A 15,209-nucleotide genomic window follows, 5' to 3' on the forward strand; every position below is an offset into this window, starting at 1 on the left:
TCTAAAAGGCATCCGACTTATCTTTTGTTTATGGCAATCCCAACGCATAAATCAATTTTAATCACTGATCGCCTTCTTAGAAGCTCGATTCGTTGCAGAAGAAAAGCTTGGTTAGATAGTTATGGAGATAAAAGCAAAAAGCTTTGGTCAGCTCACCGCACACTTCAATTAGATCATCAACACCAAAGCTTTATTTCCTTGTTAGAGAATTCAAAAAGCAAAAGTATTGGATCATGCCAAGAAGGAGCACCTTTTGTACTTGGATTAAAACTCAAATTGGAAAATTCATCAGGCTATTCACTGCAAGCAAGCCCAGCAATAATTCAGAAAATTGATGGAAAGAGTAAATGGGGAGATTTTTCTTATAGACCCGTCATAACTCGACAGGGTAACAATTTAACAAGAGAACATCGACTTATTCTTTCATTAACTGGACAACTTCTTGAAAATCATCAAGAAGCTCCGGTTAATGAAGCTATTGTAATTTGCAAGAAAGAGAAAAGACTTGATATCGAAGTTATAAAACTTACAGAAAGCCTTGGAGTTCAAGTTCTAGAAAGTATTAATAAACTCACTAAAGATCTTAAACTTTTAGTACCTCCTCCATTAACACAAAACAGACGTAAATGTGCAATTTGCTCGTGGCGAGGAATATGTAACTTAGAAGCAAGCTCTCAAGGCCACCTCACCGAGGTAAATGGAATTGGAGGGAAAAGATTAGAAATGCTTAAAAAAGTTGGAATCACTAATTTAGAAGAACTTTCAAAGTCTAATCCTAATCAAATTAAGGATAGTTTAGGTGATATTAACGGCGAACTTAGCAATAAAATTATTCAACAAGCCTTGGTAAAAATAGAAAATAAAGAAAAGCATATAAACCAATTAGAAGCATTACCAGAATTAAAAGATGCTCCTGGAGTATTGCTATATGATATTGAATCTGACCCAGATAAGAAACATGATTTTCTTCATGGTTTCTTGAAATTAAAGCATGATAAAAATGGAAGCTGGGGTTTAGATCATATTAAATATCAGCCGCTTCTTAATATTAACAATGATAATGAAAATTATATCTGGGAAAGAATTCGAAAAAAATTAAATAATTATCCAGATTGGCCAATACTACATTATGGAGACACTGAACTATTATCAATTACAAAACTAGCGCATAGGCAGAATATAAATAGGTCAGATATACAAATTATTAGCAATAGGTTTATTGATATTCAATATATATTAAAGAAACATTGGGTATTACCTCTTACTAGTTATAGCCTTAAGAGTGTTGCAAAGCATATCGGCTTTGATTGGGACATGAAAGGTGTTGACGGATCTATGGCTCTATTGTGGTGGCGACAATGGAAAAATTCAAGGAAACTATCTAAAAGCTTTTCAAAAAATTTAAACTATATTTTTAATTACAATAAAGATGATTGTTTAGCAACTTGGGCCATTACATCTTGGATGTTAACACAAGACAACTTATAGCAAGTATAATACTAACTATCATTATTTAATTGAGCAAATGAGATAGGAATTTTTAGGCTTATCGAATGATAACTATTTACCGAAAAAAGCGTATTGTATTTTAAATACTGTCTCTTTATCATGGCTAAACCAATTGTTTTTTTATCGCTAATTTTGCAAGAAGAAGTTATAATACCAGCAATTGATTCCTTCTTATTATCTACTAAATCTGTATTAACTTTAATTTCATGATTTGACTCCCAAAAACGTATTTGTTTATTGACTAAACCTACTCGTATTAATTTAGAAATTATCTCTTGCCCAAGATAGCAGCCTTTATTGGAATCAATTAAATCAATGAGTCCTAATTCTATTGGATTGCTTGCAGAAGAAATATCTTTTTCACTAAGTGGTATACCCTGCATTATCCTCCAAGATTCGACTTCTTTCAATGTTGCTAATCTAAAGCCCTTAAATATATTATCAATTGACTTTTTATCTCCAATCCATCTAACTATAGATTCTTTCCATGTCTCTTCTAGAGATATTTTTTGAACCCTTCTGATACAATCTATTGATTTAATATGAACTCTATCTGCAGGAAAAATCACACGGTCAAATCCTTCCAAGACTTCCTGATGACTACCTGAAAGAACTAAAATATCTGCACCTATTGAATTCAATTTAATTTCTATTAAAGCACGAACCTTTCCTTTATTTGATAAGCAACATGCCTTTATAAAATCTTCTTTATGTGCGCCAATTATATCAGCTGATGTCTGTCCATGAAGGAATTGCCTTACACCTTCTCCTGTTAACTTTATCACTTTATAATTAGCTTCCCAAATAATATTTTCCACGTTATTCATTTAATTAGTTAGGTCAATCGACCTTGTTGATACTTCTTCAATAGAAAAAACACTCTCAAGGACTAAGCCAGCATTCGAAATTGTTAAATCTGCCCCCTCTCTTCTATCAACAAGAGCGACAATTTTATTAATGGAATAGCCCAGCTCACTTAGAGGTTTTACTGCTTTAAGAGAAGACTGGCCTGTCGTAACTACATCTTCCAATATTGTAATCAATGATCCTTTTGGAGGTAAAGGACCTTCTATCCAAGACTCAGTTCCATGACCTTTTGGCTTCTTTCGAACTATTAGAGCATTTAAATCTCTATTAACCTGAGCGGCTGCCATAGAAACTCCACTAACCAAAGGGTCCGCTCCTAGAGTTAAACCAGCAACTGCACACGCTTCAGGCTCAACATAATTAAGCATCAAAGTGCTTATTAGATTCAATCCAATCCCACTAAGGCTTACTGGTTTGCAATTCACATAATGAATACTCTTTCGCCCTGAAGACAAAGTAAAATCTCCTTTTTGATAAGCGTTTTGAGCCAGAAGATTTAATAACTCGTTTTTGATAGCCTGATTAGATTTTATTGAAGGATTCATATTAAAATGGGAATAGCTAAGCTTCCTGAATTTTTGAATTATTTCCCTAACATTTATTATTAGTGAAAAACCTTCCTATTATCCAGTAGATCCCTGAAATCAACTTTCCGGGGGTGTAGCAATCTGGTGAATGCAGCGAACTCATAATTCGCCTTAGGCGAGTTCGATCCTCGCCACCCCCATCAAACATTTTTAATGCAAGTTTTCGTTCTTGGCATATTGCTAGCTATACCAGCTTTCTTTGCAGCTGGAGAAGTTGCAATTATTAGGTTACGCCCAAGTCGCGTTGAAAGATTGCTTGAAGAAGGGACAGAAGGAGCCCAGGCTATTCATCGCCTTCAGAGGAGAATGAGAAGAGCTTTAATGGTTGCTCAATTAGGAGTAACTGTTTCTCTTGTTTCATTAGGTTGGTTTGGGTATGAATTTACAAATGAATTAACAACTTCCGAAACTTCAAAAACTTTCTGGAAAATATTTGTCTTCTTAGGCATAGTTATTCTTGCGACTTTACTTTCAGGACTCCTTCCCAAAGCTTTAGTTCTTAATAGACAAGAAGCTGCTGCACTTAAGCTAGCCCCTCTCTTGGAAATTGCCATGAGAACCATGGCGCCTGTCCTATATGTCCTAGAAAAAATAGCCTCATTATTATTAAAATTGGTTGGTTTAAACACAAGATGGGATTCCCTTGTCTCTGCCTTATCTGCAGGGGAATTGGAAAGTCTCATTGAAAGTGGAAGTGTAACTGGGCTATTGCCTGATGAAAAAAATATCCTTGAAGGTGTTTTTGCGCTTCGTGATACTCAAGTTAGAGAAGTTATGATTCCACGCTCTGGAATGGTGACCTTACCAAGGGAAGTTTGCTTCGCTGAACTAATGAGGGAAGTTCATATTTCTCGCCATGCGCGTTTCTTTGTAACTGGAGATTCACTTGATGATGTTTTGGGAGTTCTCGACCTGCGAAGACTTGCGGAACCTATTTCAAATGGAGAAATGCAAGCGGATACCCCACTTGCACCATATATAAAACCGGCTCCAAAAGTGCTGGAAACAGCAACATTAGCTGAGCTATTACCTTTGATAAAAAGCGGAAATCCTTTACTTCTAGTTATTGATGAACATGGAGGAACTGAAGGCCTCATCACTGCAACTGATCTAACAGGAGAAATTGTTGGAGATGAAATCCAAACTGAAATCAATGAGCCATATCTTCTTCAAATAGACGGTAACCCCTTAGCTTGGCTTGCGGATGGAAACTTTGAAATAATTGAATTAAATAGACAGTTAAATCTTGATTTACCTGAATCAGATAATCATCATACTATTGCAGGTTTTCTTCTAGAAAAACTCCAAAAAGTTCCAATAGTAGGGCAAAAACTTTTATACAAAAAAACAAAATTTGACATAATCTCTATGCAAGGTCCAAGAATAAATCGTGTCAAAATAATCCTGACCAAAGATTCTCCCGAAGAAGATTCTCAAGAGTTAAGGTCAAGCAATTCCTAACACCATAAAAATGGCAACCAAAATGGTTCCGGTAAAAGTTGGAGTAATAGGAATAGGCAATATGGGATGGCACCATGCCAGGGTGTTAAGCCTAATAAAGGACGCTGATCTTGTTGGTGTTGCAGATCTTGACCAAGAAAGAGGGAAACTGGCTACTGAACAATTTAATTGCAAATGGTTTGAGACTTACGAAGAATTACTACCGAAAGTAGAAGCAGTATGTATAGCTGTACCAACTTTGCTACATCACAAAGTCGGTCTTGAATGCCTGAAAGCTTGCAAACATGTATTAATAGAGAAACCTATAGCTGCTTCTCAAGACGAAGCCTCAGCGCTAATAGATGCATCAAACAAAGCAAATTGCTTGCTTCAAGTAGGACATATTGAAAGATTTAATCCAGCTTTCAGAGAGTTAACAAAAGTAATTGCAAATGAAGAAGTTGTAGCAATTGAAGCAAGAAGGCATAGTCCTCACTCTGACAGGGCTAATGACGTATCAGTTGTATTAGATCTAATGATCCATGACATAGATTTAATTCTAGAGCTGACAAACTCCAAAGTAGTAAGACTTACAGCAGTGGGAGGGAGAAGCAATAAAGGCCCAATTGATTACGTAAATGCAACACTTGGTTTTAAAAATGGTGTAATCGCAAGTCTCACTGCAAGTAAAATGACTCATAGAAAAATACGTAATTTAAGCGCCCATTGCAAAGAAAGCCTTGTTGAAACAGATTTTTTAAATCACAATCTTCATATTCATAGACGCGCACATGAATGGTATTCAGCAGACCATGGTGAATTGTTATATCGAAATGATGGATTTGTTGAAGAAGTGAATACGACGTCAATAGAACCTCTTTACGCAGAATTAGAACATTTTCTTCAATGTGTTAGAGGGATAGAGACTCCTGCTGTTGATGGACTACAAGCATCTAGAGCGCTTCATCTGGCAGACTTAATAGAGCAAGCCGTAGAAAACCCCATAAATGAAATATCACTTGGACTTGGCCTCTAAATGCTATTTAAAATAAAAATAATTCAAGACAATAAAAGCTGTCTTAATAGAAATCTCTATTAAGACAGCTTTTATTCTTAGATTTTGCCGGCTTAATGGGTAAAAGAATTAAACCTTGACAAAGGTTTTAACGAAACCCTACTGCTGCCTGCCATACAAAAACTAGCAGGAAGAAGAAAATAGGTATCAGTGGAAGCACATCCACTGTTGGAGCAAAAGCGCGATACGCCTCTGGTAATTGAGCAAGCAAGTCGAGGGAAATTGAATTCATCCCTAATAATCAATGGACGTTTCAAGGACAATACCATGTGTTACGTGCTTTAGAGTCACTATCCCAAGGAGCGAAATCCTCTGAAAAAGAACCTTCTTCAATAGCTAACCTCATAGCCTTAGTAAAACGGATCAAATGAGTCAAATTATGCAAACTCAAAAGAGTAAGGCCTAGTAATTCATTACTCCTTATCAAGTGATGCAAATATGCCCTGGTGTGCTTCTGACATGCTTCGCATGAACAAGTTTTGTCCAACGGCTGAAAATCATTTTTAAAACATGAATTTTTAAGATTCCATCTCTCACCATTAATCAATACACTTCCATGCCTTCCTAAGCGCGTAGGCAAAACACAATCAAATAAATCAACACCGTTTGCAACAGCAATCGCCATTTCCTTTAGAGTTCCTATACCCATCAAATATCTAGGACGATTCTCAGGAAGCAGAGGAGTTATATAACGAACAATTTTATTAATTTCATTGCTATCTTCACCAACACTTACACCTCCAATTGCTATCCCAGGTAATTCAAATCCAGAAACAATTCTTGCACTCATCTCACGAAGATGAGGGAAACAACCTCCTTGAACTATGCCAAAGAGTGCTTGATCATTCTTGTTATGCTTTGAAACACATCTTTCTAACCATTTATGAGTACGGAGACATGCAAGTTCTATATCATTTTCACTAGCTGAAAAAGGTGGGCATTCATCAAATGCCATGGCCACGTCAGCCCCTAAAGCCATCTGAATTTCTATTGCAATTTCAGGCGTAAATTCAATGTGACGTCCATCTCTAGGACTTTGAAAAGAAACACCTTGATCATCAATTTTGTTTAAATTTGCAAGACTAAAAACTTGGAATCCGCCTGAATCAGTAAGTATTGGCCTATCCCAGCCCATAAATTTATGTATTCCTCCTGCTTCAGAAATAATTTGCTCTCCAGGTTGAAGATGAAGATGAAAAGTATTAGCTAAAATCATTTCTGCATCTGTACCTAAAAGCTGTTCAGAAGAAATACCCTTAACCGTGCCAGAAGTACCAACAGGCATAAACCTAGGGGTCAAGACTTGTCCATGAGGAGTAAAGAATGAGCCAGTTCTTGCTCTTGTGTTCGGACAACAATTTTTAATCTGAAAATTAAACACAGTCTTTTTACAAAAATATTTTGAGTTTTTTTGGACAAATAGTTAGGGACTTCATTATTTTGGGAATCATGATTGGTGATAATGCAAAAAAATCTACATAAATCACGTTGGCATCATGACTTAGCAGGGGCTTGGGTCTTTTATACCATTCTTCCAAAATGGTCTTTATCTAAAACCTCTTTTATTCGAATTGCAAGATTTGCTCCCATAATTGGAATATTAATTGGAATCTTCCAATCTGTAATTTGGATAGGACTCAACAAATTCATTTGGCCTAAAGAATCAATTACCTTAATTGTTCTATCTTTTGGTTACCTGATAACCGGAGGACTTCATTTAGACGGCCTAATTGACACTACTGATGGAATAGCTGCTGGAAAAGAAAGACGTTTCGAAGCAATGAGAGATAGTCGGATCGGCGCAATAGGTGTTCAAAGTCTAATGATTATTTTAATGCTTCAAATAGCAGCATTATTAAGGCTTAATAACTATATTCCATACGCAATGCCAGTTGCAGCTTTTTGGGGAAGATTTTCTACTCTTTGGGCAATAGAAAAGTTTGCATATATAAAAAACCCAGGAATAAAGAGTAGTGGTTCTTTACATCATAAAAACTGGGAAGGCTTAATTAGAGAAGCCATCCCATCCGCAATAGTTCTTATAGTAATATGTTCATTATTTTTGTTTAAAATACTTGAAGTTAATAATCATTTTAAAATAGTATTGTCAATTCTCTTATGTTTTTTGCCCTCAATTGTGATTCCACACTTAGTAGGTAAAACGCTTAAAGGGCATACTGGTGACTCTTATGGGGCAAGTGTTGTCTTAGTAGAAACTTTCATACTTCTTTTTCTATCTGTAGTTTGGTAGGGAAAGTAATTACAAAAGCATTTCCTTCTAAAGGAAGATTGGAATCAAAATCAAATGGTCTATTAATTAATTTTAATTCACCTTCTAATTGCTCAGTCAGTTCTTTAGCGAAAGCCAATCCCAAGCCACTGCCTGAAATTTCAGAACTATCATTTGCTCTAAAACCTTTATTAAAAATCTTTTCTCTTAAATCTTCTTTTATGGGAATACCACCATCCCACACACAAATAGCATTTTGATTTAAATGAATACCTATTGGAGAAGAATCAGGGCTATATTTAAATGCATTTTCTAAAAGATTGGCAACGATTTCTGCAATAACCCCTTCGTCTTTAGAAATAGGTTGAATCATCCACTTTGGCCATTGAGAAGGACCATACCAGTCCCTTCCCTGTAAATTTGCCGTTACAGAGGCTCTGTCAATTAATGGTTCTAGCAAGTTCTTAAGATTTACAGAACCCTTTGCAGCGAAAACAGGAGGAAGTAATAAATGAGCTGGTGCAACTTTTCCAGCAGGTAACTTCACTTGACTTAAATCATCCAGAACTGATACATAGTTATTTAATTGCTCTTGCTCATTTAATAGTCCTTCTAATAGAGATCTGTAATCACTTTCTGGACCTAGTTTTCTTAAAAGAAGTTTTGCATACGTCCTAAGGGCAGCCAAAGGATTCCTTAATTGGTGAACCATCATTCCAATTTGTTCACGCTGTTGATTTAGTTCATTTAGAAGTCTTTCTTTTTCAAATTCCAATCCAAGACATTGAGCAAGAGCCATTGCAGATGACTGGAGTCTCCTATCTAAGTAGCCAGGCCATTCCTCAGAGTTATCAGAAATTTCCACTCTAAGAACACCTAACAAAATCGATTCTTCCTGCAAGGGATACCATCGGCGACTTGGCGAGGGGGTTCTCAATTCTCTATCAGACTCAAGTGGCTTCAAAACTTTTTTTGATTCTGGCCATTGACCTGCAACTTCTAAGCTAGGTGAATTACCATCACTAGATTTTGCTACATAAACAATCAATTGATCAACAGCAGCTTCAGTCTCAAAACTGTTCAACTGCTGTCTCACTAAATTCTTAAATCTTTGAGATATCTTCATTGCATTCTATTCTCGACTGTCTTCAACTTGATAATCAAGCCTAAAAAACTTGAAAATCCAGAAAAAAGTATTAAGATATTCATATAGGCCAAAGGTGAGCCTTTCACATTTCTCTCAAGATTAATTCAATAGAGTTGCACAAAAAGTGCACGCAAGCCATCGCAGATGTTATTGGGGCTGCAAAAAAGGCTTATTGAGTGGATCTGAGGTTCAATTTGTCGCAGTTATTTACGCGATTATTCAAAAATTAATCCTTTCAATGATTGAGATTGATTTTGAATTTTAAAAACAAACCACCTCAACTCCACTTTATTCACTTCTACTGCTCAAAACAGGATTTCTATTTATGTCTAAGAAGCGCAAAAGGATTAGCCGTAGACGCCTTGCAGGGCAAAGAGTTATGGCCCATGTTCCAACTTTTCACCTTGAAACTGGCAAGCACAAACCTGTTACAGCAGCTAGACATTACATTGCAGAATCTGGATTAAACTCTCCTTCAGTTCTTAACGTTAGAAGAAATGAACATACCACTGATAGATATTTCTGGGGAGAAAAAGGACTTTTCAGTGCACAATATGCAGAAGAAAATCATTTTTTATTTCCATCTCTTAGATCAATAGTTGAATGTATTGGAGAAGAAAAAATATTTGAAGGTCTTGAACTAACTGCAGATGATTGGGAAGAGATAGAAGAATATGAATATGCTTTTGTTTAATAAATAAATTTGATTTACAAAGCAAACCATTCTGACAAGGTTTGAACAATTTTCAGAATGATTTGATTTGGTATTTCATGACCTCCCACAAAGAGCTCAGTTTCAGCGTTAAAGCCATTATCTTTTATCAAATCCGCTATGTTTTGCATTGCAAGACATGGAACAATTTCATCATTTGTCCCATGACTCAGGAAAACTGGTGGGATTTTATCTGGAATACTCAAATTTGGATGTGGATAAGCACTGCAAGCTATTACTCCTGCAAAAGGCAACTGCAATCCTGAAGCTAATGCCATAGCTCCTCCTTGTGAAAAGCCCATAATCGCCGATTGTTCAATCGAAATATTGTCATTAGACAAACTTTCTAATCTCAATTGCAGATCATCTACTGCCTTATTTGCTTCAGTCCAATCTGGAGGGAAAAGGCTATACCACTGCTTACCAAGTCCACCTGGATGAGATAAAGGTGCTCTTAATGAAACAATTTCAACTATTTCCTGTCCTTTAAGGCCTTCATGTATTATTTCGCCAAAAGGTATTAAATCCTCAGCATCAGCTCCCCATCCATGCAGCAAGATTAATCGCCGCGATGCTGATGTTGTGTGCAAGCAAACAAGATCTTCTTTCATTTAAGCAATTCTGAGCGTGGCTAATTAAGTTAAATCTTGAATTTGATTTTTACTAAGATGAAACCGATAGCCTTGTTAAGTGTTTCAAATAAACAAGGCTTAATACCTTTAGCAAAATCATTAACAGAAGATTTTGGTTTTCAAATCATATCTAGTGGTGGAACAGCAAAAGCGCTTGAAGCAGAGTTAATAGAAGTTACACGCATATCTGATTACACTGGTGCCCCTGAGATACTTGGAGGCAGAGTCAAAACTCTTCATCCGATAATACATGGAGGGATTCTTGCAAAAAGAAATGACTCAAATCATGAGAAAGATTTGGAAAAACATAAAATTTCTCATATTAATTTAGTCATAGTAAATTTATATCCATTCGTTGAAACCATTGCAAACCCTTTAGTCAGATGGGAAGAAGCTATTGAAAATATTGATATTGGAGGACCAACTCTCATTAGAGCCGCTGCAAAAAATCACAGTGATGTAACTGTTCTTTCTAATCCAAATCAATACCAACCTTTTCTAGAAGCATTAAAACAGAACAAGGTAACTGAAGAGTTTCGAAGAGAACTAGCTATTGAAGCTTTTGAACATACAGCAACTTATGACCTAGCAATAAATAAATGGATGAATTCAAAAACAGGAAACGAATCTTCTCAATGGATTGAGGCAATCCCTCTAAAACAAAAACTTAGATATGGAGAAAATCCGCATCAAAGAGCTTCATGGTTTGCCTATCCAAGAGAAGGATGGGGAGGAGCAAAGCAATTACAAGGGAAAGAACTTAGTACAAATAATCTTTTGGATCTTGAAGCTGCGCTTTCAACTATTCTTGAATTCGGTTATGGCAATCAAAATTGTATTGATAAGGCTGCTGTTGTGGTCAAGCATACTAACCCTTGTGGAGTAGCGATATCAGATTCAATTAGTTCTGCATTAGAACGTGCTCTTGAAGCAGATCCCATTAGTGCTTTTGGCGGGATAGTTGCTTTAAATAGATCAGTAGATTCAAAAACAGCTGAACAACTAACTAACATTTTTTTAGAATGTGTGGTTGCACCATCTTTTGAAACAGAAGCCAAGGAAATTCTTTCTAAAAAGAAAAACTTAAGGCTACTTGAACTAAAACCATCTTGCCTTGAAGTTTCGGAGTCAAAGCAAATCAGAAGCATTCTTGGTGGTTTATTAATTCAAGACAAAGATGATAAAGCAATAGAATCTGACACTTGGGAAGTAGCAACAAATAGAGAGCCCAGTTCTCAAGAAAAAAAAGATCTGGTTTTTGCCTGGAAGCTAGTAAGACATATCAGGTCTAATGCAATTACAATTGCATCTTCAGGTCAAAGCTTAGGGATTGGTGCAGGGCAAATGAATAGGGTAGGATCTGCAAAATTAGCCCTTGAAGCTGCAGGTAGAAAAGCAAAAGGAGCAGTTCTCGCTAGTGATGGATTCTTCCCATTTGAAGATACTGTGAGATTAGCTTCCGAATATGGAATAAAAGCTATTATTCAGCCTGGTGGAAGTATTAAAGATCAAAACTCAATAGATGCTTGTAATGAATTAGATATTTCTATGCTATTCACTAGAAAAAGACACTTTTTACATTAAATAAAAAATTAATTTCCTTTAGGGTAATAAGTGATTGTATTTGTCTTTCTGAATAAAGATAATCTTCCAGGGCCAGCACATACAAAGTAAAGAGATATAGCTGCATAAATAGCGGATAATTCAAAAGCATAATTGTGGGCCTCAACAACAGCCAATGGAAATCCTTCCAAACCGGTATCTATAAAGTGAAAGTAACAAGCAAATACCATTGTTCCAAAAATTCCCAATGAGGAAATTCTTGCTAAAACACCTGTTGCTAAACCCAAAGGACAAATTACTTGTGTCACCCCTGCTGCATAAGTCCAAAAAATTGGGTCGCCAGGTAGAAAACTAAAATACTTACCAACGACAAACTCTGAAAACCCTTCTGGGTCATTCAATTTTTCTAATCCATGATGAACCATGAACAAACTGAATAAAACTCTCAACACAAATATGGATAATTCTCCAAGGATATTTACTTCACCTTGAGGAGAAGGACTCTGTACTACAACTTCTACCTTCTGAGAAGATGAACCTGACTTGGCGTCTCGAGATTTTGAATTAGTTGATTCAGGCATATTCACAAAGGTTTAGGAAACGATACTAATAGAAGAGGTTCAAAAAAGTGGCTTAGGAAGGGCAAACACTTTTCTCACTAAGCTTCATAAGCTTTTGAATAACATGCTCAACAACTCTATCTGGAGTAGAAGCTCCTGAAGTTATTCCTACCTTTACACTACCTTCTGGTAAAAAGTTTTTTTCGCTTATCAAATCTTCCCCTAATGGCATATGAGTAATTGTATTTGTACTTTCATTAATGCGATCTGGAGTATCAATATGAAATGATCGTATCCCCCTACTAACAGCTATTTCTTGAAGGTGAGTTGTATTAGAAGAATTATATCCACCTATAACTACCATCACATCTAGAGCTTCATCAACCAAAGAAAACATTGCACCTTGTCTTTCATCAGTTGCATCACAAATAGTATTAAAAGCTAAAAAGTGTTCATTAATTTCTGCAGGACCAAATTTACTTAACATTGTTTTTTCAAACAGTCTTCCTATTTCTTCGGTCTCACTTTTTAACATAGTTGTTTGATTAGCAACACCTAGACGCTCTAAATCTTTATCAGGGTCAAAACCATTAGAGGAGGCTTTCGAGAATCTCTTTAAGAACTCCTCCCTATTCCCTTTTCCAAGAATGTAATCAGAAACATATTGAGCCTCCGCAAGATCAAGTACAACTAAATATGTTCCTGCAAATGAACTAGTAGCAAGGGTTTCTTCATGTTTATATTTGCCATGAATAATAGAAGTAAAAGTATGTTTCTTATGCTTTTCTACTGTATGCCAAACTTTTGACACCCAAGGGCAAGTGGTATCAATAATATGGCAACCCCGTTCATGCAGGAGCTGCATATCTTGAACAGTTGCTCCAAACGCCGGAAGAATAACTACATCACCATTTTTTACACCTGAGAAATCCTTAACACCCTTTTCTTCAGAAATAAAAAGTACATTCATCTTACGGAGATGATCATTAACCGAAGGATTGTGAATAATCTCATTGGTTATCCAAATCCTTTGAGTTGGATAATGCTTTCTTGTTTCATATGCCATAGCAACAGATCTTTCTACGCCCCAACAAAATCCAAACGCTTCTGCAAGCCTTACTTGTAAACGTCCATGCTGTAATAAATTCCCATTATCTCTAATTGTGCCAATTAGTTTACTCTGATAAGCATCCGCAAGTGCCTGTGCTCTTTGCGCAGCAGAACCAAAACCTCTACGGTTATAACGATCAGATTTATGAAGAGACTGTTTAAAAGCTTGAGTATCCATTTCAAAACTCACAGCACTTGCGAGTATACATAATTATTAGTCCAATAAATAGAAATAAAAAAAGCCTGGAACAAGTCCAGGCTTTTTTTGAAATTAATTAAGTTAATTAATTTGAAGCAAAGTCAGGATAAGCTTCCATTCCATGCTCACCAATATCTAACCCTTTAATTTCTTCTTCTTCTGAAACTCTAATCCCACCAAATAGTGACCCAATAAAAGACCAAAGAATCCAGCAAGAAATAATGATAAAAGCGGCATAGGCAATTGCACCAATTAACTGAACACCTATTTGAGAAAAACCATGTCCAGTAAATAAGCCGTAGTCAGCATTAAAAAAACCAACAGCTAGTGTTCCCCAAATACCGCAAGATCCATGAACAGAAACTGCACCTACGGGATCATCTATGCCAAGGCCATCTACAAATGAAACGGAGAAAACAACAATGAGACCACCAATAAATCCAATAACCCAAGCAGCCCACATTGAGACTCCGTCACAACCAGCGGTAATACTTACTAATCCAGCAAGTATGCCATTAATTATCATTGTTAAATCTGGCTTCCCGCTTGTTAGCTGACTAAGGATTGTTGCAGCAATACCACCTCCAGCAGCAGCAAGTGTTGTAGTCACAGCCACATAAGGAACTGTTTGATCTAGAGCCAAAACCGACCCAGGATTAAATCCATACCAGCCAATCCAAAGAATCAAAGCACCCAGAGTGGCAATCGCCATATTATGGCCAGGTAGGGCCTGGGGTTTTCCATCTACAAACTTACCTATACGTGGTCCCAAAAGGGCTGCTCCTACTAAGCCAGCCCATGCTCCTACAGAATGAACAATTGTTGATCCAGCAAAATCTATAAACCCTAATCGAGCCAACCAACCTCCACCTACACCAGCTTCATCAGGAAAATTCCATTGCCATGATCCAGCAATTGGATAAATAAAAGCAGTGAGAATAAGTGAGAAAATTACAAACTCTCCAAACTTAATTCTCTCTGCGACTACTCCAGAAACTATGGTTGCTGCAGTTCCTGCAAATGCTGCTTGAAATAAGAAGTCGATACTAGGAACTAAACCCTCTGGATCCGTAACTGTTGGATCAAAGAAAAAGCCTGGTGACTTCAAAATACCAGGAATAATCCATTCACCGGTATACATCAAATGATATCCAATAAACCAATACGCTGATACTGCCAAAGTAAAAACCAGAAGGTTTTTGGCTAAAATATTAACGGCATTCTTTTGCCTACACATACCAGCTTCGACCATTGCAAAGCCTGCATTCATGAAAATGACTAAAATTGTTGCTATCAATAACCAAAGGTTATTTGCTAAACCTTGAGCATTAAGTGTTATTCCAGTTGCATCAGCGGCATGAACAGCAAGATTAAAAAGACCTAACCCAGAAAGTGCAATTGGTACACAAGCTAACCAAAGTAAAGATCGATTTGTTCGCAATCCACGAATACTTCTGAAAAGAAGCATTGGTCCATTTAAAAGACTTGCGTCTTGAAGAGGGCGAGCATTACTTCGCCTTGGGGACGATTGAAGGGCAGTGGTCATAAAACAATGTAAAACTGCAGAATTTTCGAGGA

The 15,209-nt window shown here is 36.6% G+C and carries 15 protein-coding genes and 1 tRNA gene; 7 read left to right on the forward strand and 9 right to left on the reverse strand.

The window, feature by feature from the left end; genetic code table 11:
• Window positions 1-30 precede the first annotated feature (30 nt).
• Window positions 31-1,488, forward strand: a complete 1,458-nt coding sequence (locus SOI85_RS04815; protein ID WP_320665084.1) for a TM0106 family RecB-like putative nuclease — start codon at window positions 31-33, stop codon at window positions 1,486-1,488.
• A gap of 11 nt (window positions 1,489-1,499) precedes the next feature.
• Here SOI85_RS04815 and SOI85_RS04820 read toward each other — a convergent pair whose 3' ends face one another.
• Both SOI85_RS04820 and pyrE read right to left on the reverse strand, forming a co-directional pair.
• Window positions 1,500-2,294, reverse strand: a complete 795-nt coding sequence (locus SOI85_RS04820) for a tRNA-modifying protein YgfZ (protein ID WP_320665085.1) — start codon at window positions 2,292-2,294, stop codon at window positions 1,500-1,502.
• Window positions 2,295-2,336: 42 nt separating this feature from the next.
• Window positions 2,337-2,921 (reverse strand): orotate phosphoribosyltransferase, encoded by a 585-nt coding sequence (gene pyrE / locus SOI85_RS04825; RefSeq protein ID WP_320665086.1) that lies wholly within the window; start codon window positions 2,919-2,921, stop codon window positions 2,337-2,339.
• 109 nt (window positions 2,922-3,030) lie between these two features.
• Between pyrE and SOI85_RS04830 the strand changes: the two genes are divergently transcribed.
• The 3 genes from SOI85_RS04830 (at window position 3,031) to SOI85_RS04840 (ending at window position 5,439) form a co-directional block, all read left to right on the forward strand.
• A tRNA-Ile gene (locus SOI85_RS04830) sits at window positions 3,031-3,103 on the forward strand.
• Between the two features lie 13 nt (window positions 3,104-3,116).
• Complete coding sequence (locus SOI85_RS04835) at window positions 3,117-4,424, forward strand: hemolysin family protein (RefSeq protein ID WP_320665087.1); 1,308 nt, start codon at window positions 3,117-3,119, stop codon at window positions 4,422-4,424.
• A gap of 10 nt (window positions 4,425-4,434) precedes the next feature.
• Complete coding sequence (locus SOI85_RS04840; RefSeq protein ID WP_320665088.1) at window positions 4,435-5,439, forward strand: Gfo/Idh/MocA family oxidoreductase; 1,005 nt, start codon at window positions 4,435-4,437, stop codon at window positions 5,437-5,439.
• A gap of 127 nt (window positions 5,440-5,566) precedes the next feature.
• Here the strand turns inward: SOI85_RS04840 and SOI85_RS04845 are convergent, their stop codons facing one another.
• Together SOI85_RS04845 and tgt are read right to left on the reverse strand one after the other, a co-directional pair.
• Window positions 5,567-5,710: a photosystem II reaction center protein K gene (locus tag SOI85_RS04845; RefSeq protein ID WP_320665089.1), complete on the reverse strand. Its 144-nt coding sequence runs from the start codon at window positions 5,708-5,710 to the stop codon at window positions 5,567-5,569.
• Between the two features lie 21 nt (window positions 5,711-5,731).
• Window positions 5,732-6,859, reverse strand: coding sequence for a tRNA guanosine(34) transglycosylase Tgt (tgt, locus tag SOI85_RS04850; protein WP_320665090.1), 1,128 nt, complete (start codon window positions 6,857-6,859; stop codon window positions 5,732-5,734).
• Between the two features lie 81 nt (window positions 6,860-6,940).
• Between tgt and cobS the strand changes: the two genes are divergently transcribed.
• Window positions 6,941-7,729, forward strand: a complete 789-nt coding sequence (cobS, locus tag SOI85_RS04855; protein ID WP_320663305.1) for an adenosylcobinamide-GDP ribazoletransferase — start codon at window positions 6,941-6,943, stop codon at window positions 7,727-7,729.
• On the opposite strand, the gene SOI85_RS04860 is transcribed toward cobS, so the two are convergent.
• A complete protein-coding gene (locus tag SOI85_RS04860) occupies window positions 7,698-8,792 on the reverse strand; it encodes a HAMP domain-containing sensor histidine kinase (protein WP_320663306.1) in 1,095 nt (364 codons plus the stop codon). The genes cobS and SOI85_RS04860 overlap by 32 nt on opposite strands.
• A gap of 388 nt (window positions 8,793-9,180) precedes the next feature.
• On the opposite strand from SOI85_RS04860, the gene SOI85_RS04865 reads away from it, so the two are divergent.
• Entirely contained in the window at window positions 9,181-9,549 is a 369-nt protein-coding gene (locus SOI85_RS04865) for a DUF3155 domain-containing protein (RefSeq protein WP_320663307.1), read from the forward strand.
• Between the two features lie 14 nt (window positions 9,550-9,563).
• Here the strand turns inward: SOI85_RS04865 and SOI85_RS04870 are convergent, their stop codons facing one another.
• Window positions 9,564-10,178 carry an alpha/beta hydrolase gene (locus SOI85_RS04870; RefSeq protein WP_320663308.1) on the reverse strand — a complete coding sequence of 205 codons (615 nt, stop codon included), beginning with the start codon at window positions 10,176-10,178 and terminating at the stop codon, window positions 9,564-9,566.
• Window positions 10,179-10,235: 57 nt separating this feature from the next.
• Here SOI85_RS04870 and purH point away from each other — a divergent pair, with 57 nt between their 5' ends.
• Window positions 10,236-11,783, forward strand: a complete 1,548-nt coding sequence (gene purH / locus SOI85_RS04875; protein ID WP_320663309.1) for a bifunctional phosphoribosylaminoimidazolecarboxamide formyltransferase/IMP cyclohydrolase — start codon at window positions 10,236-10,238, stop codon at window positions 11,781-11,783.
• An 8-nt stretch (window positions 11,784-11,791) separates the two neighbouring features.
• On the opposite strand, the gene SOI85_RS04880 is transcribed toward purH, so the two are convergent.
• The 3 genes from SOI85_RS04880 to SOI85_RS04890 form a co-directional block, all read right to left on the reverse strand.
• Window positions 11,792-12,343, reverse strand: coding sequence for a DoxX family protein (locus SOI85_RS04880; protein ID WP_320663310.1), 552 nt, complete (start codon window positions 12,341-12,343; stop codon window positions 11,792-11,794).
• Between the two features lie 52 nt (window positions 12,344-12,395).
• The gene (locus SOI85_RS04885; RefSeq protein ID WP_320663311.1) at window positions 12,396-13,610 is read right to left on the reverse strand and encodes a 4-hydroxy-3-methylbut-2-enyl diphosphate reductase; all 1,215 of its coding nucleotides are present in this window, start codon (window positions 13,608-13,610) and stop codon (window positions 12,396-12,398) included.
• Window positions 13,611-13,716: 106 nt separating this feature from the next.
• The gene (locus tag SOI85_RS04890; protein ID WP_320663312.1) at window positions 13,717-15,177 is read right to left on the reverse strand and encodes an ammonium transporter; all 1,461 of its coding nucleotides are present in this window, start codon (window positions 15,175-15,177) and stop codon (window positions 13,717-13,719) included.
• Window positions 15,178-15,209: the final 32 nt, after the last annotated feature.

The organism is Prochlorococcus sp. MIT 1223, from assembly GCF_034092465.1.
In the GTDB taxonomy this organism is placed as follows: Bacteria; Cyanobacteriota; Cyanobacteriia; order PCC-6307; family Cyanobiaceae; genus AG-402-N21.